The organism is Arthrobacter sp. StoSoilB13 (assembly GCF_019977255.1).
Taxonomy (GTDB): domain Bacteria; phylum Actinomycetota; class Actinomycetes; order Actinomycetales; family Micrococcaceae; genus Arthrobacter.
The window spans coordinates 908,492-932,209 of the sequence record NZ_AP024648.1; the positions used below are offsets into that span (position 1 = coordinate 908,492).

Consider the following 23,718-nt stretch of genomic DNA (forward strand, 5'->3'; position numbering starts at 1 on the left):
CAGTACCGAGTGCCGGTACTGGCGGCTCGTTTTTGCCCTGACCAGCGCCTATTTTGCGGACCCCAGCGCCTATCTTGCTGGCCCTCGCAAGAATAGGCTTCTGCTCAAAGCCAATGGCTTGGAGCAGTACGGCCGTCCCTCGGACTCAAAGAACGGTGGGAGTTGTGAAACTCGAATTGAAGGGGATCTCGAAAGCGTTCGGGACCTTCTACGCCAACCAAGACATCGACCTCGTGGTCGAACCCGGCCAGATCCATTGCCTCCTCGGCGAAAATGGCGCCGGAAAATCAACCCTCATGAACGTGCTGTACGGACTCTATGAACCGACGGCCGGACAAATCCTTGTTGACGACAAGCTCGTTAACTTCCGCGGGCCCCCGGCGACGCCATGGCCGCCGGCATTGGCATGGTGCACCAGCACTTCATGCTGGTTCCTGTCTTCACAGTGGCCGAAAATGTGGCACTCGGAGCGGAGCCAACGTCCTTCGGCGGGGTCCTCAGCATTGACGAAACCCGGAAGAAGATCCGGGACATATCGCAGAAGTACGGCTTCCACGTCGACCCCGACGCCCTGGTGGAGGACCTGCCTGTCGGTGTCCAGCAGCGCGTCGAGATCATCAAGGCCCTGGTCCGCGAGGCCAAAGTGCTCATCCTGGATGAACCCACGGCAGTCCTCACGCCCCAGGAAACCGATGAACTCCTGGACATCATGCGCCAACTCAAGGCAGGCGGAACATCCATTGTGTTCATTTCACACAAGCTGCGCGAAGTGAAGGCCGTCGCTGATGTCATCACGGTCATCCGTCGCGGCAAGGTAGTAGGAGATGCCCCACCTACGGCCTCGGCCACGGAACTTGCTTCCATGATGGTGGGCCGCCCGGTCAGCCTGACCTTGGACAAAGCCACGGCCCAGCCCAAGGAAACCACGTTCGTGGTGAAGGACCTGACAGTCCGCGCCCCCAATGGAACCAACGTGGTTGACGGCATCAGCTTCGACATCGCCCAAGGCGAGATCCTCGCCGTCGCGGGTGTCCAGGGCAACGGCCAGACGGAACTTACGGAAGCCATTCTCGGTATCCAGCCGCACGTTACGGGATCCGTGACGCTGGACGGCAAGCAGCTCCTGGGCCTGCCGGTCAAGGACGTGCTGCGCTCCGGCGTCGGGTTCGTCCCGGAAGACCGCACAGTGGACGGCTTGGTGGGTCCCTTCTCTGTTGCCGAGAACCTGGTGCTGGACCTTTACGACCAAGCACCGTTCGCCAGCGGCATCAGCATGAAGCCCTCCAAGGTTGCAGAAAATGCCGAAGCGAAGATCCAGGAGTTCGATATCAGGACGCCTTCGGCGGGAGCAGCGGCCGGAACCCTGTCCGGCGGCAACCAGCAAAAAGTGGTCATGGCCCGTGAGCTATCCAGGCCCTTGCGGCTGTTCATCGCAAGCCAGCCCACGCGTGGCGTGGATGTTGGCTCCATCGAATTCCTGCACAAACGCATAGTTGCCGAGCGGGACGTCGGAACACCGGTGATGATCATTTCCACGGAACTCGATGAAGTGATCGAACTCGCGGACAGGATCGCTGTCCTTTACAAGGGGAAGCTCGTGGGCATTGTCCCTGCCGGAACTCCCCGCGACACGCTCGGCCTGATGATGGCCGGCGTTGGCCCGGAAGGAGGCTCCCATGACGAGTAACGACCAGACCCCCAGTAAGGACCAAACCCCCGGTAAGGACCAGACTCCTGAGGAATCTGCCTCGGAAGTACGTGCGGCGGATGTCGCACTAGACACCGCTGGCGGCACGCTCGAACCGTCCATCGTTCCAGTGTCCTCGCAGAGCGGGGACACCGGTCACCGGCAAGCCAGCACGATGCGCAGAATCGTCATGGGCAACGGCTTCGTGTCGGTCCTGGCCGTTATCGTGGCGCTGTTCCTGGGCGGATTGCTCATTGCCAGCACGGACAAGAAGGTTTCCGAGAGCGCGGGTTACTTCTTCGCACGGCCCAGTGACTTCCTGCTGGCGCTGTGGAATGCCATGACCAAGAGCTACGTTGCGTTGTTCCAAGGCTCAGTCTTCAACACCCGCCAGGGTTTCATGCCACTGCTTGAAACAATGACGGTGGCCACGCCCCTGATCTGTGCAGGCCTCGGCGTTGCCTTGGCCTTCCGCGCCGGCCTGTTCAACATCGGTGCCCAGGGCCAGATCATCATCAGCGCCACGTTGGCTGCCTATGTCGGGTTCACCTGGCATTTGCCCTTCGGGCTCCACCTGCTGGTGGTTATCATCATGGGCGTCCTCGGAGGCGCCGCATGGGGTGCGATTGTTGGCATCCTCAAAGCCAGGACCGGCGCACACGAGGTCATCGTGACCATCATGCTGAACTATGTGGCGCTGTTCCTTTTGGACTTCCTCCTGAACACGGCGGCCTTCCGGCGCCCGGGGGACAACAGCCCCATTTCACCCCGCTTGGATGAGACTGCCACCTACCCCGTGCTCATCCCGGGTTCCCGGCTTCACCTGGGCTTCCTGGTGGCCGTCCTGCTGACATATGGCGTGTGGTGGATGTTGAACCGCTCCACTATTGGCTTTGAGTTCCGCGCTGTTGGTGCCAACCCCGTTGCCGCGCGGACGGCCGGCGTCAAGGTACCCCGGGCCACCATCCTTGTGATGGCCTTCGCCGGCGCGCTCGCAGCCTTCGGCGGAGTTGCCCAGGTGGCGGGTACGGAAAAGGTCCTGACCGGCGGCATTGCAGCCCAGATCGGTTTCGATGCCATCACGGTTGCCCTGCTTGGCCGAAGCACTCCGTGGGGCACGTTCTTTGCGGGCCTCCTGTTTGGTGCTTTCCGGGCCGGTGCAGTCCAGATGCAGATCCAAACGGGCACGCCGATCGACATCGTGTTGGTGGTTCAATCGCTGATCGTCCTGTTCATCGCAGCACCGCCATTGATCAGGTCGATCTTCAGGCTTGAGCCCAAAAAGAAGACCAAGACGCCGAGGGCTGCCCGGAAAGCTGCCCTTGCCAACGCCGTCGGAGGTGCCAAGTGAGCGCAACATCCACCGCCCCCATGGCGGGAGCAACAGCCTTGCCCGGGCTCCGCCCATCTTTGAAGGTCCCGGTTTCGCTCGGCGTCCTGGCACTCATTGCGCTCGTGTTCTTCGGCCTCATGGGTCCGGACCAGACGGCCGAGATGAAGATCAGTGATCCCGGCGACGCCTTTGTCGTCCCGGCGCTGGCGATTCCAGGCCAGGTAGGTGGCATCGTCCTGGCCATCGTGCTCCTGGCCATGGCCGCTTACTCCATCTTCCTGTGGACGCGGGGAGAGCGATCACCCAAGTGGTTGCCCATCGCGTTTGCGGTGGTCTTCGTCTTCGCCTTGCTGGTATGGATTGTTGCCGGTGCGCGCCAGCCCTCAATCTCACTTGCCGGCCTGGTTGCGGGTTCGGTGACGTTGGCTGTTCCCTTGGTGTTTGGCTCCCTCTCCGGCGTCTTGTGCGAGCGGGTTGGCGTGGTCAACATTGCTATTGAAGGCCAGTTGCTCTTTGGAGCCTTCACCGCCGCCTTGGTGGCAACGGTGACCGGCAGCCCGTACGTCGGCCTGATCGCTGCAGCAGCCGCCGGTGCCGCTGTGTCCATGGTCTTGGCGGTCTTCAGCATCAAATACCTCGTCAACCAGATCATTGTGGGCGTTGTCCTGAATGTGCTGGTCTCCGGCCTCACGGGCTTCCTGTTCGGCACCGTCATGGTTCCCAACAAGGAGCAGTTCAACACCCCTGGCCGCCTGGATATCCTGCCGATTCCCTTCCTTTCGGACATTCCCATCATTGGGCCCATCCTGTTCAAGCAGTCCATCGCCGGCTACCTCATGTATGTAGCTGTAGCCGTGGTCTGGTTCGGCCTGTTCAAGACCCGTTGGGGCCTGCGCGTCCGCGCTGTCGGCGAGCACCCGCAGGCTGCGGACACCCTGGGCATCAACGTCAACGCCACCCGCTTCTGGAATGTGACGCTTGGTGGCGCGATTGCCGGCATCGGTGGTGCTGTGTTCACGCTGGTGACCATCGACTCGTTCACCAAGGAAATCTCCGGTGGCCGTGGCTTCATCGCCCTGGCGGCCCTGATTTTTGGGCGGTGGAATCCGATCGGTGCCTTCCTCGCGTCGCTGCTGTTCGGCTTTGCATACAACCTGCAATCGATTCTGGGCATCATTGGTACCCCGGTTCCGAGCCAGTTCATGGCCATGCTGCCGTACTTGGTGACGATTTTCGCCGTCGCTGGTTTGGTGGGTAGGTCGCGGCCACCTGCCGCAAGCGGCATACCGTACGTGAAGGGTTGACGATGCCGACTCTTCATGAAAGGCGCGTCGATTGGCATGCGCTGGAAGAAGCTGCGGTACAGGCCATGGAGCGGGCCTATGCCCCGTATTCCAAGTTCCCGGTGGGGGCTGCGGCCCTCACCGAGGACGGCCGGATTGTCAGCGGCTGCAACGTGGAGAACGCCAGCTATGGACTGACGCTCTGCGCTGAGTGCGCGTTGGTGGGCCAGCTCCACATGACCGGTGGAGGCAGAATAGCGGCTTTCTATTGCGTCGACGGCGAAGGGAACGTCCTCATGCCGTGCGGGCGTTGCCGGCAGTTGCTCTACGAATTCCGGGCGCCCGGCATGCAGCTCATGACGACGCAGGGAATCAAGTCCATGGACCAGGTGCTGCCTGACGCCTTTGGTCCCGAAAACCTGGAGGAAAGCACGTGAGAAGCACCGAGGGCCTTCGACGCCGTTCAGATCATTTCCATCAAACGTGACAAAGGCACACTCACACCGGAACAGATTGACTGGACCATCGATGCCTACACGCGCGGCGTGATTGCCGAGGAGCAGATGGCGGCGTTGAACATGGCGATCCTGCTCAACGGCATGAACCGTGAGGAAATCAGCCGCTGGACTTCGGCGATGATCGCCTCGGGGGAGCGGATGGACTTTTCCTCGCTGACAACGCCCGACGGCGGCCGGAAACCTACCAGCGATAAGCACTCCACCGGTGGGGTAGGGGACAAGATCACGCTGCCATTGGCTCCGCTGGTGGCAGTTTTCGGCGTCGCCGTTCCGCAGCTGTCCGGCCGTGGACTCGGCCACACGGGCGGCACCCTGGACAAGCTCGAAGCGATCCCCGGATGGCGCGCGAACTTGAGCAATGAGGAGATCATGGCCCAGCTCCAGGATGTGGGAGCGGTGATTTGTGCTGCCGGATCCGGTCTGGCGCCGGCTGACAAGAAGCTCTACGCCCTCCGCGATGTCACCGGAACCGTCGAAGCGATCCCGCTGATTGCTTCCTCCATCATGAGTAAGAAGATCGCCGAAGGTACGGGCTCGCTCGTGCTTGACGTGAAGGTGGGATCCGGTGCCTTCATGAAGGATGAGGCGCGGGCACGTGAGCTGGCGGAGACCATGGTGGCCTTGGGGAAGGACGCGGGTGTTCACACAGTGGCACTGATGACCGATATGTCCACGCCGCTGGGCCTGACAGCAGGCAACGCCATCGAGGTGGAGGAATCCGTGGAGGTGCTTGCGGGTGGCGGTCCGGAAGACGTCGTCGAACTGACTGTCCGCCTGGCCGAGGAGATGCTGGCCGGGGCCGGCATTCACGACGCCGATCCTGCGGCTGCCCTCAAGGATGGGCGCGCCATGGATGTCTGGAACCGGATGATCGAAGCACAGGGCGGCGATCCGCGCGCTGCGTTGCCAGTGGCGAAGGAATCCGAGGTTGTCTACGCCCCGGCTGACGGCGTCCTGGTGGAGCTCGATGCGCTGTCCGTGGGCGTTGCGGCGTGGCGCCTCGGAGCCGGCCGGGCCCGCAAGGAGGACAAAGTCCAGGCCGGAGCCGGTGTGCGGCTGCACGCTAAACCGGGCGCGCTGGTCAGGGCCGGCGAACCATTGATGACCCTGTTGACGGACACTCCTGAAAAGTTTGACAGGGCCAAGGAAGCATTGCAGGACGCCATGGTGATTGCACCTGAGGGCTCGAGACCGGCCCATCAGCTGATCATCGACAGGATCGCCTAGGCTTAGATCCCGTGCAGGCCATCAACGATTTCATCCTCGCCGCGGCCGGGCAGCCGTGGGTGTTGTTCCTTGTGTTGGCCTGCTGCCTGATCGACGGCTTCTTCCCACCGATTCCCAGCGAGTCCGTGGTGGTCGGCTTGAGTGCGGTCTCCGGCGGCGGAGGCTCACCCAACGTGTGGCTGCTCGGTGTGGTGGCTGCAATTGGCGCTTTCTCAGGCGACAATATTGCCTACTTGATCGGCCACCGCATCGGGATCCAGCGTTGGCGCTGGATGCGCACCCAGCGCATGCAGGGCGCCTTCCGCTGGGGCCGGCAAGGAACTTCGACGGCGTTCGGCCTCACTCATCATGGTGGCGCGCTTCATTCCGATCGGACGGGTGGCGGTCAACCTGACGGCCGGTGCCACGCATTTCAACCACCGCCGCTTTATTGGGCTCACCGCAATGTCGGCCATCCTGTGGGCCAGCTATTCGGTGGTCCTGGGGTACTTCTTCGGGGTCTGGTTCGAGCACAACCATCTATTGGGTGCCGCGATTGCGATTGTGGTGGCGGTGATCCTGGGAATCATCATCGACCGCATCATCAGCAAGGTCCGGGGATCGGTTCCGCTGGACCGCAAGAACATCGCCGAAGGCACGAATGTCGCTGGGGAAGAAGCGCCGCCTCCACCCACGGTATGACACGGACGACGCCGGAAGATCAGTCCGGCGGCTGAGGCCGGAACGCGGGGTCCACGAGTAGCGTTAAGTCAGTGATCCCGAGGCTGGGGCGTAGCGAACGACGTCCCGGCCATGGGACACTAAGAGCGACTTCCGTCACAGTGTCAAGTCATATTCGCCTAGGAGCTACCGCCGCGTGGAGTTTTTGAACCAAATGCTCGAGCATGCAGCAGGGCAGCCCTGGATTTATCCGGTCCTTCTGGTCTTCTTCTTCATTGACGGATTTGCCACCATCCTTCCCAGCGAAACAGCCATCGTTGGCCTCTCGGCACTGTCCCTCCACAATGGACAGCCCAACCTGTGGATCCTCGGCGGCACCGCATTGGTGGGTGCCATGGCAGGGGACAACATGGCCTACATGCTGGGCCGCAAAATTGGCTTGAACCGTTGGAAGTGGATGCGGCGTCCCAAGGTCCGGAAGATGTTCGCCTGGGCCCAGTATGAGCTCGACAAACGTGGGGCTGTCCTGATCTTCACGGCCCGCTATATTCCCTGGGGACGTGTGGCTGTGAACTACGTTGCCGGACAGACGGGATTCCGTCACCGGACCTTCTTCTTCCTGGATGCCTTTGCCTGCGTCACCTGGGTTTGCTACTCCATCGGCATCGGCCTTCTCGCCGGCCAATGGGTGCACAACAATCCGCTGCTTGGGGTGGGCATTGCCGTGGCGTTCGCGGTGATCCTGGGCATTGTCGTGGACCACGTCCTTCGCTGGTGGCACAAGTACCTTGAGAAGAAGGACCTGGAGAAGAAGGATCAGGCTGCCGCCGCCGCGGCAACTGCGATGGCGCCCACGACGAACCCGCAGGAGTTGACCCCAAAGGCGGCCGCCGGCGTCGACCTCTCCAAGCCTGCTGGCTAAGCACCTGCGGTCCCCCTACAGTTAGTACGTGACTGAGCCCATTGTTGACGCTGCCCCTGCCCTCGACTTCGATTTGAAGAGCCTTCCCAAGGTTTCCCTCCATGACCATTTGGACGGGGGACTGCGGCCTGCAACCATCATTGAACTGGCGCACGCCGTCGGCCACACGCTGCCTTCCACTGATCCTGTTGCCTTGGGCCAATGGTTCCGGGAATCCGCGGACTCCGGTTCGCTGGTGCGGTACCTGGAAACGTTCGACCACACGATTGCCGTGATGCAGACCAAGGAGGGCTTGTTCCGGGTCGCCAAGGAATTCGTGGAGGACCTCGCCGAGGACGGCGTCGTGTACGGTGAAGTCCGATGGGCCCCTGAGCAGCACGTGCAGAAGGGCCTGACCCTGGATGAGGTGGTGGAAGCGGTCCAGGAGGGCCTCGAAGCCGGTGTTGATGCGGCCGAAGAACGCGGCCAGCAGATCCAGGTGGGGCAACTCATCACTGCCATGCGCCACGCTGACCGCGGCCAGGAAATCGCGGAGCTGGCTGTTCGACACCGCGCCAACGGCGTTGTCGGTTTCGACATCGCGGGAGCCGAGGACGGCTTCTTGCCCGCACGTTTCAAGGACGCCTTCACCTACCTTGCCGAGAACAACTTCCCGGCCACGGTCCACGCCGGTGAGGCCGCAGGCCTGGACAGCATCCAGTCGGCGCTCGTGGACGGACGCGCTTTGCGGCTTGGGCACGGGGTGCGTATTGCCGAGGACATCGCGGTGGAGTTTGAGGACAACTCCGACGACGACGGCGAGGACACCATCGGCATGGTGACACTCGGCGGCGTGGCCGCCTGGGTGCGCGACCGCGGAATCGCCCTGGAAATCTGCCCGTCATCGAACCTCCAGACCGGTGCTATCTCCAGCTTCGGCGAAGGCATCGAGAGCCACCCGTTGGACATGCTTTTCCAGCTCGGTTTCAACGTCACCATCAACACGGACAACAGGCTCATGAGCGGTGTCACGTTGACGGACGAGTTCGAGCTCCTGGTGGAGACCTTCGACTACGACCTCGATGATTTGCTCGAACTGACGCTCAACGCCGCAGAGGCCGCCTTCCTACCATTGGACGAGCGTGAAGCTTTGGTCGAGTACATCAACGATGCCTACGCCAACCTCGGCTAAGGAGTCCGGCAACGGCATTTCGGAGCTGATCCGGACCATAGCCTCATTGCGCGAGCATTGCCCTTGGATGGGTGCGCTGACGCATGAGTCCCTGGTGGAGTACCTGATCGAGGAAGCCTACGAGGTTGTGGACTCGATTGAGGCCGGGGATTCGCCCGCCAGGGACGAGGAGCTTCGCGGCGAGCTGGGCGACGTACTGCTTCAAGTGGTGCTTCACGCCCGGCTTGCCGAGGAGCGCGGCAGCTTCGACTTTGATGCTGTGGCCCGCGGCATCAACGCGAAGATGGTCCGCCGCAATCCACACGTCTTCAAGCCGGACGGTTCGCTGCAGGCCACGTTCCCGGCGACGGTCGAGGAAATCATCCTGAAGTGGGATGCCGTGAAGCGTTCCGAGAAGCCCGGCCGTGCCGATCCGTTCGAGGGAATTCCACCGCACTTGCCTGCCTTGGCAGGGGCGCAAAAATCCCTGGACCGTGCTGCCCGTGCGGGTCTGTCGGTCGACGCCCAAAGCCGGGCAACCGCCGTCGGGCTTCCTTCGGTTCCAGACTCGGAAGAGGCGCTCGGTGAGCTGTTGCTCGCCGTCGTTGCCGGCGCCCGGGAGCAAGGGCTCGACGCCGAGCGTGCCCTCCGCGCAGCAGTTCGATCGTTTCAGAACGGGAAGGCCCGGCCTTCATGACGTGAGGAGTTTGAACCCGTTCCGTAACCTGAGCCACTCTCGACTACGCTAGTAGCGACGAGGACGTTGAGAATTTCCCTCCACATTCCTGTAATTTGCCCATAAGGAGCACATCCATGGCGCTTATCGATGCCATCCACGCCCGCGAAATCCTTGATTCCCGCGGAAACCCGACCGTAGAAGTTGAGGTCCTGCTTTCCGACGGCCAGATCGGCCGAGCAGCAGTTCCCTCCGGCGCCTCCACCGGCGAACACGAAGCTGTTGAACTCCGCGACGGCGACAAGGGCCGTTACCTCGGCAAGGGTGTCCAGAAGGCCGTTGACGCGGTCATTGACGAGATCTCGCCGGCACTCATTGGTTTCGACGCAACGGACCAGCGCAGCATCGACCAGGCCATGATCGACCTCGACGGCACCCCGAACAAGAGCAAGCTCGGCGCCAACGCCATCCTGGGTGTTTCCCTGGCCGTTGCCAACGCAGCCGCTGCTTCCTCGGACCTGCCGCTGTACAAGTACCTCGGTGGCCCGAACGCACACGTCCTGCCGGTTCCGCTGATGAACATCCTCAACGGTGGCTCGCACGCCGACTCCGATGTTGACATCCAGGAATTCATGATCGCCCCGATCGGTGCCGAGACCTTCTCCGAAGGCCTGCGCTGGGGCGTTGAGGTGTACCACAACCTCAAGGCTGTCCTTCAGGAAAAGGGCCTCTCCACGGGCCTCGGCGACGAAGGTGGCTTTGCCCCCAACCTGCCGTCCAACCGAGCTGCACTGGACCTGATCCAGGAAGCCATCAAGAACGCCGGCTACACCCCGGGCACGGACATCGCCCTTGCCCTGGACGTTGCCTCCTCCGAGTTCTACAAGGACGGCGCTTACCAGTTCGAAGGCAAGGCACTGACCGCTTCGGAAATGAGCGCCTACTACGCCGAGCTCGTTGCAGACTACCCGCTGGTCTCCATTGAAGACCCGCTGGACGAGAACGACTGGGAAGGCTGGAAGACGCTCACCGACACCATCGGCGACAAGGTCCAGCTTGTTGGCGATGACCTCTTCGTCACCAACCCGGTCCGCCTGCAGCAGGGAATCAGCGCCGCCACGGCCAACTCCCTGCTGGTCAAGGTCAACCAGATCGGTTCCCTGACCGAGACCCTGGACGCCGTTTCCCTGGCCCAGCGTTCCGGTTACACCACCATCACCTCGCACCGCTCCGGCGAAACCGAGGACACCACCATTGCTGACATCGCCGTTGCCACCAACGCGGGCCAGATCAAGACCGGTGCCCCGGCCCGCTCCGAGCGCGTCGCAAAGTACAACCAGCTCCTGCGCATCGAAGAAGAACTCGACGACGCCGCACGCTACGCCGGCCGCAGCGCATTCCCGCGTTTCAAGGGCTAGCATTCCGCGAAAACAGCTGACCGGTGGCTATGGTGGAAAGACCATAGCCACCGGTTCTGTTTAACGCTTGCCTGCGGAGCCGCGGGCACAGCAGGACCTACGCAAGTTCCGCACACGTACGTTACGCGCAGGGCAAGCGCAGCAACCCGCCAGGCAAGCACCGGGCATTACAGGAGTGTCATGGCCACCCGTCGTCCAAAGGTTCCCAGGGCCGACGCCCTCGGAAGGCCGAACAGCGCAGGAAGGCCAAACAGCGCAGGCACGGCCAACGGCCCGGCACGGCCCGCTACGGCAGGCAAGCCAAACGGTGCAGGCGCTGCGGGCGGGGACGTCATCGAGGCAGAGTTCGGCGCCTCCCGCACCCCTGCGGAATCCTCGACGCCGGCAACGGCCGCCAGAAAACCCCCGGCTCCCAAAACCCCGGGCAGCGGCAAGAGCCCAGCCACTAAGACCCCGGGCAGCGGCAAGAGCCCAGCCACTAAGACCCCGGGCAGCGGCAAGAGCCCAGCCACCAGGACGAGCCCCGCCGCGTCCACGAAAGCTTCAAGCAACGCCTCCGGCAACAGTGCCCGTGATGCCCAGGACCTCGATCCCGTACCGGCCAAGGCGTTCTCGGGCAGGATGCTCGCGCTGGCCGTCGTCATGATTGCCATCACCATCATGCTGGCGCCCACGGTCCGGATTTTCCTGGAGAAACGGGCCGAAATCTCCGCGTTGGAGGCCGAGATCGCCAGCAAGCAGGCAGAGCAGGCGGAGCTGAACAAGCAGCTTTCCCGGTGGCAGGATCCCAACTACGTGAAACAGCAGGCCCGCGACCGCATTAACATGGTTATGCCGGGTGAAACGGGTTACTGGGTATTTGGCGGGGAAGAAGCCGCCGGTACCCCTGGGGGCCGCACCGGCTCCGGCTCATCCGCAAACCCGGCAAACCTGCCCTGGGTGGATGCGCTCTGGGAGTCAATCAGACGATCGGCAACAGACTAGACGCGGTGCCCGCCGCCGTCGTGTTCCTTCCGGGACATGGCCAAAAGGGCAGGAAGGTTGGCAGCGCAAGTGGAAGAGAACACGGCAGCCATGCCGCAGGAATCCCGCCAGCCATCAGCACACGACCTCGATGTCCTCAGCCGCCAGCTGGGCAGGCCGGTGCGGGACGTGGTGGAGATTCCCGCACGCTGCGTATGTGGGAATCCGCTCGTGGCGGCCACGGCGCCCCGGCTCAGCAACGGGACCCCATTCCCCACCACGTTCTACCTGACCCACCCGGTCATCACGTCCGCTGTGTCTCGCCTGGAAGCGGGCGGGCTGATGAATGAGATGAATGATCGGCTGACCGCGGACCAGGAACTTGCGGATGCGTACCATGGTGCCCACGAGGCCTACCTGCAGGCGCGCAACGAGATCGCTGGACGTTCCGGGACCGGTGCCGTGCCTGAAATCGACGGGATCTCCGCTGGCGGCATGCCCACCCGCGTCAAGTGCTTGCACGTCCTGGTTGGCCACTCGCTGGCTGCCGGTCCCGGGGTCAACCCGCTGGGAGATGAGGCCCTGGAAGCAATTTCAGAGTGGTGGACCAAGGATCGTTGCTACTGCGATGGCGCCTGGGACACTGCGGGCGAGGCGCCCTCGAGGGATCTTAGCCGTCATGGTCCTCAAGGTTTGCCTGACATCGTGGGTCGCCCGGCACCGGTCCGTAAACCCAAGGCCGCGTCCGTTAGCGAAGTGGTGGAGGACGCATGAGCCGCGTTGCTGCCATTGACTGCGGAACCAACTCCATCCGTCTCCTCATTGCCGATGCCTCGGCGAACGGGGCACCCGGGCCGCTGACCGACGTCGTGCGTGAAATGCGTGTGGTGCGGCTTGGCCAGGGCGTAGATGCCACCGGAGAACTTGCTCCCGAGGCCTTGGAACGCACCTTCTCCGCCACGGCGGACTATGCAGCGCTTATCCGCGAACACGGTGCCACGCGCGTGCGCTTTGCAGCCACCTCGGCCACCCGCGACGCCAGGAACCGCCAGGTTTTCGTTGACGGGATCCGTGAGCTTCTGGGTGTGGAGCCTGAAGTTATCTCGGGTGATGAGGAAGCTGCGCTGTCCTTCGCAGGGGCAAGCAGTGTTTTGCCGGTAACGGGGGATGACGCCGTGCTGGTGGTTGACCTGGGCGGTGGCAGCACTGAATTCGTCCTCGGCGATGCCCATGGCGTGATTGCTGCGCGTTCGGTGGACATTGGCTGTGTACGGTTGACCGAACGGCACCTTCGCAGCGACCCACCTACGGCGGCGCAAATTGCAGCGGCAGAGGCCGACGTCGACGCCGCACTTGCCCTCGCGGCGAAGACGGTACCGCTGGACCGTGCCACAGCCGTGGTTGGCGTCGCGGGTTCCATCACCACCATCACTGCGCACGCCCTGGGCCTCAGCGAATACCAGCCGGACCGGATCCACGGCGCCTACCTGGACATTGAAACCATCAGCGACGCGTGCACCAGCCTGCTGGAGATGACCCGCGACGAGCGGGCGGTCCTTCCCTACATGCACCCGGGCCGCGTGGACGTTATTGGAGCTGGAGCCCTGGTGTGGCGGCGCATCCTGGAAAGGCTTGCTGCGGCGGGCAACGGTGCCATCGGCGGTGCAATTTCGAGCGAGCACGACATCCTGGATGGGATTGCCCTGAGTATCCGGGACTCCGCATGACCCTGCGATGCAACCGCCTGCTTTCTGCTGCCCTGGCCACGATGCTGGCCGGGGGAGCGTTGGCGGGTGCGCTGTTGACTGCACCGGCAGCGATGGCGGACGCCTGGCGGGACAAGGAGTACTGGCTCAAGGAATCGGGAATCACGAATGCCTGGCAGGTCTCCAAGGGTGCAGGAGTCAAGGTCGCCATCATCGATAGCGGCGTTGACGGGAACCACCCTGACCTCAAGGGCGTCGTCGTGGGCGGAACGGACGTTTCCGGAGCCGGGGCGCCCAACGGACAGAAAAGCATAGGCGCCAAGACAGAGCACGGAACCCTTGTGGCCACCATGCTGGCCGGGCGCGGCCACACCACGCCCACAGCTTCCCCGTCGCCCTCAGCCTCGCCGACGGTTCCTCCTGCCGGGGGACCGGACGGGATCATCGGCGTCGCGCCTGAAGCGGAGATCCTGGCAGTGTCCACCTGGCTGGGGTCACCTAATCCGGGAGGCAAGACGGACCAGGAACAGATTCCGGACGCCGTGCGCTGGGCCGTGGACAATGGCGCGAAGGTCATCAATATCTCCCTGGGCAGCACCTCACCGGTTTGGCCCCAAAGTTGGGATGCGGCCTTCCTGTATGCCGAGCAAAAGGATGTGGTGATCGTCGCCGCCGCGGGCAACCGGGTGGGTGGCAACGTGCAGGTTGGCGCTCCTGCCACCATTCCCGGCGTGCTCACCGTGGCAGGGCTCGACGGCGATGGCCGGGCCAGCGTCGACTCCTCCTCCCAGGGAATCAGCATTGGTGTTGCAGCACCGGCAGAAAATCTGTTGGGCGGCCTTCCCGGGGGCGGATACGCGCAATGGGCTGGAACGTCCGGGTCCGCGCCCATAGTTTCCGGCGTGGCCGCGCTCATCCGGTCCAAGTGGCCTGACATGAGTGCGAAGCAGGTCATCAACAGGATTGTGAGCACGGCCAAGGACGCCGGTGCCCCTGGCAAGGACCCCCTTTACGGCTACGGCGTGCTCAACGCAGAGGCAGCGCTGAAGGATCAGGTAGAGACAACAAGCACCAATCCACTCGGATCGATCGCGGACTGGATCCGCGTCCATCGGCGAGGTGACTTCAGCACGCCCTCCGAGGCCCCTGTGGCCAGTCCTACAAGCGCGGCACCCACCTTGGCAGATCCGACGGTTCCCGTCGCCGCTACTCCTGCACATGTGGATGACGCCCTTCCGGCCGCTGTCGTACTCGGATTCGGCGGCATTTTCGCAGTGATCATCGTGGGCGCATCCATTCAGTTGCGCAGGGTCGCCAAGAACCCTTCCACTGCCGGGGAAGAGGCTGAAACGGGAACGCTGGAAGCGGTGGATCCACCCACCCGGAAGTAGCTAGTGAAGATTTTCACAAAGTGCTGTACTCTGGTTTCATGGCAACCACCCCAGAGCTCATTGACCGTCCCCGGGTTCTCGTCGTCGGCGGCGGCTACGTCGGCCTGTACGTAGCCCTTAAACTGCAGAAGAAGATCGCGAATGCAGGTGGCATCGTCACCGTCGTAGATCCACTGCCCTACATGACGTACCAGCCGTTCCTCCCCGAGGTCGCTGGTGGCAACATCGAGGCACGCCACGCCGTCGTCTCCCACCGTCAGCACCTCAAGCAGACCGAACTCATCCAGGGCCGCGTCACCAGCATCGACCACGCAAACCGCACCGCGGTTGTGGCTCCTGCCAATGGTGAAGCTCCGTTCGAGGTTCCGTACTTCGACGTCGTCATCGCAGCCGGTGCCATCACCCGCACGTTCCCCATCAAGGGCCTCGCCGACAAGGGCATCGGCCTGAAGACCATTGAGGAAGCCGTAGCGCTTCGCAACAAGGTGCTGGAGCGCATCGAAGCCGCTTCCACCATGACGGACCCCGCAGAGCGCGCCAAGGCCCTCACCTTCGTGGTTGTCGGTGGCGGTTTTGCAGGCATCGAGTGCCTCACCGAAATGGAAGACCTCGCCCGCGCAGCGGTCAAGAAAAACCCGCGTGTCCGCCAGGAGGAAGTGCGCTTCATCCTCGTCGAAGCCATGGGCCGCATCATGCCCGAGGTCACCGCATCCCAGGCCGAGTGGGTCGTAGAGCACCTGCGTAGCCGCGATATCGAGGTCCTCCTCAACACCTCCCTGGACAGCGCAGAGGGCAACCTCAAGCTGATCAACCTCCCGGACAAGACGTCTGCCGGTGAAGTCGAAGCTGACACCCTCGTGTGGGCTGCCGGTGTGCAGGCCAACCCGATGATCCGCTCAACGGACTTCCCGCTGGAACCGCGCGGCCGCGTCCGCGTCCTCCCGGACCTCCGTATTGCCGGCGACGAAGGCATTGTCGAGAACGCTTGGGCAGCCGGCGACATCGCCGCTGTTCCGGACCTCACGGGCAAGGGCCTGCCGGACGGTACCTGTGTGCCGAATGCCCAGCACGCGCTCCGCCAGGCAAAGAAGCTCGCCAAGAACCTGTGGGCTTCCCGCTGGGACAAGCCGCTGCACGACTACAAGCACAAGAACCTTGGTGCTGTTGCCGGCTTCGGCGAGTGGAAGGGCGTTGCCAACATCAACCTGCTCGGCCGCATTGGCCTCAAGGGCGGCCTCGCATGGCTGGCACACCGTGGCTACCACGGCATGGCGATGCCCACGGTTGAGCGCAAGTTCCGCGTAATCTTCGGCTGGATCCTGGCCTTCTTTGCTGGCCGCGACACCACGCAGTTGATTGACCTGGACAACCCACGTGGCGCATTCGTTGCAGCTGCAACCCCGGCCCCCAAGCCGGCTGCTGCACCTGCACCTGCTCCCGCGCCTGCTGTTGCGGAAAAGCCTGCCGAGGACAAGACTCCGGTATCGGCTGACGCCAAGTAGTACACGTCCGACGACGGCTGCTCCCTCAGGGGAGTGGCCGTCGTCGTTTAAGCTGTTGCCATGCCTGGCGAAACCGATCTGAAGAACCTCCTGGAGTCCCTGCATCCTGTCATCAGGGATGGTGACTATGTGTACGCTCTCTGGCCGCACGGCAAACCGCTGGAAGGCGACATCGAGGCCGCCGTCCGGGAGGCCGAAGGTTTGACCGTGGTGCTGCGGCGCGACGAAGCAGACAGGCTTGGTCTTTCCTACGATTTCGTGGCCGCCTGGATCACGCTCCAGATCCATTCCGCCTTGGAGGCGGTGGGTTTGACGGCGGCCGTGAGTGCGGCGCTGACGCACGCAGGCATCAGCTGCAACGTCCTGGCGGGCTTTCATCATGACCACTTGCTGGTGCCCGTAGCGGAAGCGGACCGAGCGCTGGACGTGTTGCGTTTGCTGGCCCGGGGAGTGGTCCTGCGGACGGAGCGGCCAGAAGACCGTCCTGAGATCCTGGAACTGACCGCCCGGGCCTTTTCGGTGTCTCCAGTGACCGGCGAACCGGTCCAGGGGACGCCCTTGGAGGTTGGATTGCTGCGCGAGCTCTTCGAGTGCGACGAGTACATTCCAGAGTTGAGCATCGTAGCTGAGATCGGCGGGGACATTGTTGGCCACGCCATCAGTACCCGTGGCTGGATCGGCGACCTGGAACTTGTGGGGTTGGGTCCCATCGGAGTGCTTCCCCAGTTTCAGCGACGCGGCGTCGGCTCGGCCCTCATGCGTGAAACCGCCGCGCGTGCCACGGCGGCAGGGGAGCCTGCCATAGCTTTGTTGGGCAGCCCCCTGTACTACCCGCGCTTCGGCTACGTGCCCGCCACCTCCCTGGGTGTGGAACCGCCGGAGGCTGCCTGGGGCGATCACTTCCAGCTACTGCCGCTTCCGGCATGGCCCGACGGCGTTCGGGGGACCTTTCGCTACGCGGCGCCATTCGAACGCGTGTAGCTGGGATACCATGGTGCGGGCGCCCCAGTAGCCCAATTGGCAGAGGCAGCGGACTTAAAATCCGCGTGTTGTGGGTTCGAGTCCCACCTGGGGCACAAATGGAAGGGGAGGAGGTCACCTCTCCTTCCATTTCTTGCCCCAGTTTATTGGCCGCATTCTTCATACACTTTTCCCAGCAGGCTCGTAGATTCCCCACAGGCAACGAGTGTTATAGGGATGTGACCTGAATCACTTATCTTCCCGGATCAATTGCACTAGTTTGAGTCTTAATCAGGAACACCTGAGTTATCGCATCAAAGGCAGTTCGCACCTTTCGATCGAGGAGACAACGAATGTTTGATCTTTCCCAAGCGGCGCCCCGAGCCGCCAAGCTTACAGCGCTTGGCATTGGGGTTGCCCTCCTGGCCACAGCTTGTGGTGGGTCCTCCACGCCAAGCCAGACCGGGTCCAGTTCCGCCGCCGCTGCAGGCATCTCCTGCCCGGCTCCGAGTGCAGGGGCGGGAGCCGGCAACAGCCAGGCTGCTACCAACACGGGACCCGTACCTCCCTCGACCACCACTACCGCCACTCCTCTCAAGCTTGGATCGCTGCTGCCGACGACGGGGTCGCTCGCGTTCCTCGGCCCACCCGAAATCGCTGGCGTCAACCTCGGTATCAAGGAAGTCAATGATGCCGGCGGCGTCCTGGGCGCTCCTGTTGCCGTTGTGCACCGTGACTCCGGTGACACCAAGACCGACATCGCAACCCAGTCCACCACCGCCCTCCTGGGCCAGGGCGTGAGCGCAATCATCGGTGCAGCTTCGTCCGGTGTTTCCAAGACTGTTATCAACCAGATCACGGGCGCTGGGGTCATCCAGTTCTCGCCGGCGAACACGTCCCCTGACTTCACTACATGGGACGACAAAGGCCTGTACTGGCGTACTGCTCCCTCCGACGTCCTGCAGGGCAAGGTCCTCGGCAACTACATGGCTACCTGTGGTGCCCAGACCGTGGGCATGATCGTCCTCAACGACGCCTACGGCACGGGGCCTGCAGAAGAACGTCAAGGAAGCCTTTGAGGCCGCTGGCGGCAAGGTTGTAGCCGAGGAACTCTTCAACGAGGGTGACTCGCAGTTCAGCAGCCAGGTGGACAAGGTCATCGCCGCCAAGCCCGATGCCATCGCACTGATCACCTTCGACCAGGCAAAGAGCATCGTCCCCCTGATCACCGGCAAGGGAATCAAGCCCACGCAGCTGTTCATGGTTGACGGCAACACCTCGGACTACAGCAAGGACTTCCAGGCCGGCACCTTGAAGGGCGCACAGGGAACCATCCCCGGTACGTTCGCCAAGGACGCCTTCAAGCAGAAGCTCCTCGCCATCGATCCTGCACTGAAGGATTACAGCTACGCAGGCGAGTCCTACGACGCCGTGAACCTGATCTCGCTGGCCTCTGAAGCTGCCAAGAGCACCAAGGGCACGGACATTGCAGCCAAGCTCAAGGACGTTTCCCAAGGTGGCGAGAAGTGCACCGACTTCGCCTCCTGCGTAACCCTGCTTCGCCAGGGCAAGGACATCGACTACGACGGCCAGTCGGGTCCGGTAACGTTCTCCGACGCCGGTGACCCCACCGAGGCGTACATCGGTATCTACGAATACCAGGACAACAACACCTACAAGCCGGTCCGCGAAGAGTTCGGCAAGCTCTAAGCCAAATCCTGACCAGACCGCAACCGGAACAGGTCCCCTTCCTCTCGGAAGGGGACCTGTTCTGCTTCATGGGGTGTGTTGTGGGGCTGGTATGCGTGGTCGGGGGTGGTTTTGGGGCGTAGAGCAGGCCTGGCAACGGGCATACGAAGGAGGGCCTCGCAACGGCCGCACATGAAGGAGGGCCCTGGGTATACCCAAGGCCCTCCGTGCGTGCGTGATGCGGCTCCTAGACCTCGTCGGCCAGGGTTCCCAGGTACAACTGGATGACCTTGGGGTCTTTCATGAGTTCGCGACCCGTGCCTGTGTAGGCGTCCTTCCCTTGGTCCAGGACGTAGCCGCGGTCGCAGATCTGCAGGCAGCGGCGGGCGTTCTGTTCCACCATGATGACTGAGACGCCGGCGCGGTTGATCTCATGGACCCGCAGGAACGTCTCGTCCTGCTTGACGGGGGAGAGGCCCGCCGATGGCTCGTCGAGCAGGAGTACCGCGGGATCCATCATGAGTGCCCGCCCCATGGCTACCATCTGACGCTCCCCGCCTGAGAGGGAACCGGCCCGCTGGGCACGTCGCTTGGCCAGTTCGGGGAAGAGGCTGGCAACGAAGTCGAACCGCTCGGCGAAGTCCTTGGGCCGCTGGAACATGCCCATCTGGAGGTTCTCTTCGATGGTGAGCGTGGCGAAGACGTTGTTGGTCTGGGGTACAAAGCCGACGCCCTGCGTGACAAGCTTGTTGGCCTTCAGGCCGGTAAGATCCTGCCCTCTGACCACCACAGTGCCGGAGTGGACCTTGACCAGGCCGAACATGGCTTTCAGCAGGGTGGACTTACCGGCGCCGTTGGGGCCGATAATTCCAATCAGTTCGCCCTTGCGGGCCTCGATGGAGCAACCATTGAGGATGTTGACGCCGGGAATGTAGCCAGCCACCAGGTTGGTGACTTTGACGACGGAATCGCTGGCGGGTGCATCTGCTGAGGCGGGCATTGCGCTGGTGCTGCTCATTTCCCGTCCTCCTTCTTGGTTTCTACGATGTCGGAGAGGATACCTGCGTCTTCCGTTCCCACCACCGACTCTTCGTCGGCCTCAAGTTCTGCTTCGAGCACCTTGATGCCTTCTGCGTCACCGAGGTCGACGTCGTGGTGTGCGCCGAGGTAGGCGTCGATCACGGCAGGGTTCTTCATGACCTCGCCGGGAGGCCCTTCGGCCACGATCTTTCCTTCTGCCATGACTACTACCCAGTCTGCGATGTGGCGCACCATGTTCATGTCGTGCTCCACGAACAGGACCGTCATGCCTTCAGCCTTGAGGTTCTTGATGTGGTCCAGGAGGGACTGCGTCAGTGCCGGGTTCACGCCGGCCATCGGCTCGTCGAGCATGACGAGCTTGGGCCTGACCATGAGGGACCGTGCCATTTCCAGGAGCTTACGCTGGCCGCCGGAGAGTGAAGCGGCGTAGTCATCCTTCTTGGTGTCCAGCTTGAACTTCTCCAAGAGCACGTGTGCCTGTGCTGTGATCTCCTTCTCGCGGCCACCCCAGATGCCTTTGAACAGGGCTTTGGAAAGACGCTCGCCTGGCTGGTCCGCGGCACCGAGCCGCATGTTTTCCATGACTGTCAGCTTGCCCATGACTTTTGTCAGCTGGAATGTCCGCACCATGCCCATGCGTGCCACTTTGTAGGACGAGACGCCGGCAATGCTGTTTCCTTCGAACTGCCACTTGCCCGTGTTTGGGGTGTCGAAGCCGGTGAGCAGGTTGAACAGTGTGGTCTTGCCGGCACCGTTCGGCCCGATCAATGCAGTGATCTTGTGGCGCGGAATTTCCAGGTATTCCACGTCCACGGCGTTGATGCCGCCGAAGGAACGGGTGACGTTTTCGGCCACGACGATGGGATCGCGCTTCTTGCAGCCCGGGGTGTTTTCCCCGACCGCAATGGGGCGGGAATCGGTCATGTAGTCGATGCCTGCCTCGTCGCTTGGCGTAGCGGGGTGGGCAGAACTACCACTGTTGGAAGGCGTAGCTGGGTTCATTGGGTTGTTGCTGTTGTGTTCGTTGGTCTCACTCATGCGAAAGCAAGCTCCTTCTTATTGCCGAAGACGCCTTGCGGGCGGAAGATCATCAGGAGCATCAGGGCCACACCAACAAGGATGTAGCGCAGCTGGCCTGCCTGCACGGTGGTCAGCCAGGTGATGACTCCGGATTCGATGAGCCCATAAAGCAGGCTCTGCGTCAGCGAGAGCACTACCCAGAAGATCATGGCTCCGATCACCGGGCCCAGGACGGTTGCCATGCCGCCGAGCAGGAGACAGGTCCAAAGGAAGAACGTGAGCTCCGTGCCGTAGTTGGATGGTTGGACGGCGCCGCGGGGGAGGGTGAAGATCATGCCTGCAAGGGCACCCAGGATGCCGCCGATGATAAGGGCCTGCATCTTGTAGGAGTAGACGTTCTTACCAAGTGACCGAACGGCATTCTCGTCCTCGCGGATGCCCTTCAGGACGCGGCCCCATGGGCTGCGCATCAGCAGCCAGACAAGCAGGCAGCAGATAATGACCAGGCCCCAACCGACAACGCGGATGAAGAAGTCACGGTTGTTCATGCCCATGTAGGACCCCTCGGGGAAGGGATTCATGGAGTAGAAGCCACCCTCGAACGCGGCCAGTCCGTTTGCCGAACCCGTGACGCTGGTGAGCTGGTTGGTGGTGACAACGTAGCGCACAATTTCTGCTGCTGCGATCGTGACGATAGCGAGGTAGTCCGCCCGCAGGCGCAGGGTCGGAATGCCCAGGATAAAGGCGAAGATCACCGAACACAGGACCGCGATAAGCAGCCCGATGAAGAACGGCGTCTTGAAGGTCAACGTGGAGATGGCGAAGCCGTAGGCTCCCACTGCCATGAATCCGGCCTGGCCGAAGTTCAAAAGGCCTGAGTAGCCGAAGTGGACGGCGAGGCCCAGAGCAGCAAGTGCGTAGGCCGCCGTCGTCGGGCTGAACAATTCGCCAAGGGCGCTGGAAAGAATAAATCCGAAGTCCATGGCCCGCTCCTAACCCACACGCTCACGCCGGCCGAGGATACCCTGCGGTCGGAACAGAAGGACAACAATCATGATGAACAAGGCGCCAACGTACTTGAGGTCGGCGGGGAGGCCAAAGACAGTCGTCAACTCCACGAAGATCCCGACGACGATGGAGCCGATCAGGGCACCGAAGACAGTTCCCAGGCCACCGAGCGTCACGCCGGCGAAGATGAGCAGCAGGATTTGCGAGCCCATGTCGAAGGTCACGCCGGGCCGGTAGTAGGCCCACAGGATGCCGCCGAGGGAAGCGAGGACGCCGCCAACAATCCACACGAGCCGGATGACCGAGTCGACGTCGATGCCGGAAGCAGCCGCCAGGGCAGGATTGTCTGCCACCGCCCGGGTTGCTTTGCCCAGACGGGTCTTCAACAGGACGATGCCGATCAGGGCAATCACCACGGCACTGATCAACAAGGACCACAGGTTGTTCGGAGAGATGGAGATGGGCCCGATCTGGACCTCTGCGCTTTGGGCTCCGGGCAGCTGTTGGGTGGCGCCGCCGAAGAAGAACTGGATGACGTAGCGGATAGCCAGTGCCAGGCCGATGCTGACAATCATCATGGGCACCAGGCCCGAGCCGCGCCGTCGCAGAGGCCGCCAGAGCCCGGCATCCTGGACATACCCGAAGAGCCCGCCGCCGATCAGCGAGAGCAGGATGGCCAGCCAGAACGGCAAACCAAAACCGTTGAACATGAATACCAGGACAGCGCCCATGGTTACCATCTCGCCGTGGGCGAAGTTGGTAAGGCCTGTGGTACCGAAGATGAGGGACAATCCCACGGAGGCAAGTGCCAGGAGCAGGCCGAAGCTCAGTCCTGCAACGAGGCGATTGAGGAGGTTTTGGCCAAAGTCCTGCTGCTGGACGACGATGCCTTTGCCGAACGCGAAGATCACCGACAGGTTGGACGTTTGGTTGAACGTGACATCGCGGGGATTCTCCTGGCCGTCGGCCAGCTTGATGCCCTCCGGCAAGGTGGAGGTATCCAGCTCAACCCTGTACGTGCCCTGCACCGGGACGCCGATGCTCCAGGCGCCGTTGGCTCCGGAGGTTGCTTCGCCTTCGAATCCGTTGCCCGAGGCCTTGATCTTCACGCCCGGTATGGGAGCACGGGCGTCGTCGCGGAGGAAGCCGCTGATATTGTTCTGGAAATTCGTTGGGGATGGCGAAGGCGAGGGGGTGGTAGCCTCCGCCGAAGGGGCGGCGATCAACAGAGTGGCAATGAGGGCTGCGAAGAACGCCCCCACGGCTCTCTGCAGTCCCTTGGACCGTCTCATGGACGGGTCGCGCAGTGTGCTTCTCAAAATGGAAACCTCCACAGTGGGGGTGGTCCCGGCTGCGCCATTGCAGCCGGTGCGAACGGTCATGGGGCTTGTGAACAGTTCTTGCCTAGCTGCCTCGATTGTGATCTAAGTCACCCATGTGTGGCCTATGTTACCGCTCGGTGCGGCTAAAAAATGCACAGCATAGAGGTCAGAAGATCGCGATCGGATAACAACTGTGAAGCTATAGGCAACAAGCAATCTTCCACATTCGTGTCACGGTTGAG

General features: G+C 62.6%; 17 protein-coding genes, 1 tRNA gene and 4 pseudogenes. 18 read left to right on the forward strand and 4 right to left on the reverse strand.

Annotated elements, in window-relative coordinates; genetic code table 11:
- Positions 1-164 precede the first annotated feature (164 nt).
- From LDP01_RS16510 to LDP01_RS16595, 18 genes and pseudogenes are all read left to right on the forward strand, one after another.
- A pseudogene (locus tag LDP01_RS16510) lies at positions 165-1,687 on the forward strand (ABC transporter ATP-binding protein).
- Positions 1,677-3,038 (forward strand): ABC transporter permease, encoded by a 1,362-nt coding sequence (locus LDP01_RS16515; protein WP_224091541.1) that lies wholly within the window; start codon positions 1,677-1,679, stop codon positions 3,036-3,038. The pseudogene LDP01_RS16510 and the gene LDP01_RS16515 overlap by 11 nt, the downstream one beginning before the upstream one ends.
- The gene (locus LDP01_RS16520) at positions 3,035-4,324 is read left to right on the forward strand and encodes an ABC transporter permease (protein WP_527249072.1); all 1,290 of its coding nucleotides are present in this window, start codon (positions 3,035-3,037) and stop codon (positions 4,322-4,324) included. Before LDP01_RS16515 ends, LDP01_RS16520 begins: the two co-directional genes overlap by 4 nt.
- 2 nt (positions 4,325-4,326) lie before the next feature.
- The gene (locus tag LDP01_RS16525; protein ID WP_224091549.1) at positions 4,327-4,740 is read left to right on the forward strand and encodes a cytidine deaminase; all 414 of its coding nucleotides are present in this window, start codon (positions 4,327-4,329) and stop codon (positions 4,738-4,740) included.
- A gap of 12 nt (positions 4,741-4,752) precedes the next feature.
- Positions 4,753-6,048, forward strand: a pseudogene (locus LDP01_RS16530) (thymidine phosphorylase); the annotation flags it as partial.
- A gap of 11 nt (positions 6,049-6,059) precedes the next feature.
- Positions 6,060-6,729, forward strand: a pseudogene (locus LDP01_RS16535) (VTT domain-containing protein).
- 193 nt (positions 6,730-6,922) lie between these two features.
- Positions 6,923-7,630: a DedA family protein gene (locus LDP01_RS16540; RefSeq protein ID WP_224093898.1), complete on the forward strand. Its 708-nt coding sequence runs from the start codon at positions 6,923-6,925 to the stop codon at positions 7,628-7,630.
- Between the two features lie 28 nt (positions 7,631-7,658).
- Positions 7,659-8,801, forward strand: a complete 1,143-nt coding sequence (locus LDP01_RS16545; protein WP_224091552.1) for an adenosine deaminase — start codon at positions 7,659-7,661, stop codon at positions 8,799-8,801.
- Positions 8,779-9,477: a MazG nucleotide pyrophosphohydrolase domain-containing protein gene (locus LDP01_RS16550; protein WP_224091554.1), complete on the forward strand. Its 699-nt coding sequence runs from the start codon at positions 8,779-8,781 to the stop codon at positions 9,475-9,477. Before LDP01_RS16545 ends, LDP01_RS16550 begins: the two co-directional genes overlap by 23 nt.
- Positions 9,478-9,593: 116 nt before the next feature.
- Positions 9,594-10,874 (forward strand): phosphopyruvate hydratase, encoded by a 1,281-nt coding sequence (eno, locus tag LDP01_RS16555; protein WP_216924896.1) that lies wholly within the window; start codon positions 9,594-9,596, stop codon positions 10,872-10,874.
- 180 nt (positions 10,875-11,054) lie between these two features.
- A complete protein-coding gene (locus LDP01_RS16560) occupies positions 11,055-11,858 on the forward strand; it encodes an FtsB family cell division protein (protein ID WP_224091556.1) in 804 nt (267 codons plus the stop codon).
- Between the two features lie 69 nt (positions 11,859-11,927).
- On the forward strand, positions 11,928-12,611 hold the full coding sequence (locus tag LDP01_RS16565; RefSeq protein ID WP_224091559.1) for a DUF501 domain-containing protein: 684 nt from the start codon (positions 11,928-11,930) through the stop codon (positions 12,609-12,611).
- Positions 12,608-13,564, forward strand: coding sequence for a Ppx/GppA phosphatase family protein (locus LDP01_RS16570; RefSeq protein ID WP_224091560.1), 957 nt, complete (start codon positions 12,608-12,610; stop codon positions 13,562-13,564). Before LDP01_RS16565 ends, LDP01_RS16570 begins: the two co-directional genes overlap by 4 nt.
- Positions 13,561-14,934: a S8 family serine peptidase gene (locus LDP01_RS16575; RefSeq protein WP_224091561.1), complete on the forward strand. Its 1,374-nt coding sequence runs from the start codon at positions 13,561-13,563 to the stop codon at positions 14,932-14,934. Before LDP01_RS16570 ends, LDP01_RS16575 begins: the two co-directional genes overlap by 4 nt.
- A gap of 38 nt (positions 14,935-14,972) precedes the next feature.
- Positions 14,973-16,436 carry an NAD(P)/FAD-dependent oxidoreductase gene (locus LDP01_RS16580; protein ID WP_224091571.1) on the forward strand — a complete coding sequence of 488 codons (1,464 nt, stop codon included), beginning with the start codon at positions 14,973-14,975 and terminating at the stop codon, positions 16,434-16,436.
- Between the two features lie 60 nt (positions 16,437-16,496).
- Positions 16,497-17,417 carry an N-acetyltransferase gene (locus tag LDP01_RS16585; RefSeq protein ID WP_224091575.1) on the forward strand — a complete coding sequence of 307 codons (921 nt, stop codon included), beginning with the start codon at positions 16,497-16,499 and terminating at the stop codon, positions 17,415-17,417.
- Between the two features lie 21 nt (positions 17,418-17,438).
- Positions 17,439-17,512, forward strand: a tRNA-Leu gene (locus LDP01_RS16590).
- 237 nt (positions 17,513-17,749) lie between these two features.
- Positions 17,750-19,106: pseudogene (locus LDP01_RS16595) on the forward strand (ABC transporter substrate-binding protein).
- Positions 19,107-19,332: 226 nt separating this feature from the next.
- Here the strand turns inward: LDP01_RS16595 and LDP01_RS16600 are convergent.
- The 4 genes from LDP01_RS16600 to LDP01_RS16615 are packed head-to-tail and all read right to left on the reverse strand — an operon-like array spanning position 19,333 to position 23,446.
- Positions 19,333-20,103, reverse strand: coding sequence for an ABC transporter ATP-binding protein (locus LDP01_RS16600; RefSeq protein ID WP_224091581.1), 771 nt, complete (start codon positions 20,101-20,103; stop codon positions 19,333-19,335).
- Positions 20,100-21,164, reverse strand: coding sequence for an ABC transporter ATP-binding protein (locus tag LDP01_RS16605; RefSeq protein WP_527249073.1), 1,065 nt, complete (start codon positions 21,162-21,164; stop codon positions 20,100-20,102). The genes LDP01_RS16600 and LDP01_RS16605 overlap by 4 nt, the downstream gene beginning before the upstream one ends.
- Positions 21,161-22,129 (reverse strand): branched-chain amino acid ABC transporter permease, encoded by a 969-nt coding sequence (locus LDP01_RS16610; RefSeq protein WP_216924904.1) that lies wholly within the window; start codon positions 22,127-22,129, stop codon positions 21,161-21,163. Before LDP01_RS16610 ends, LDP01_RS16605 begins: the two co-directional genes overlap by 4 nt.
- A 9-nt stretch (positions 22,130-22,138) precedes the next feature.
- On the reverse strand, positions 22,139-23,446 hold the full coding sequence (locus tag LDP01_RS16615) for a branched-chain amino acid ABC transporter permease (protein ID WP_224091583.1): 1,308 nt from the start codon (positions 23,444-23,446) through the stop codon (positions 22,139-22,141).
- Positions 23,447-23,718 lie beyond the last annotated feature (272 nt).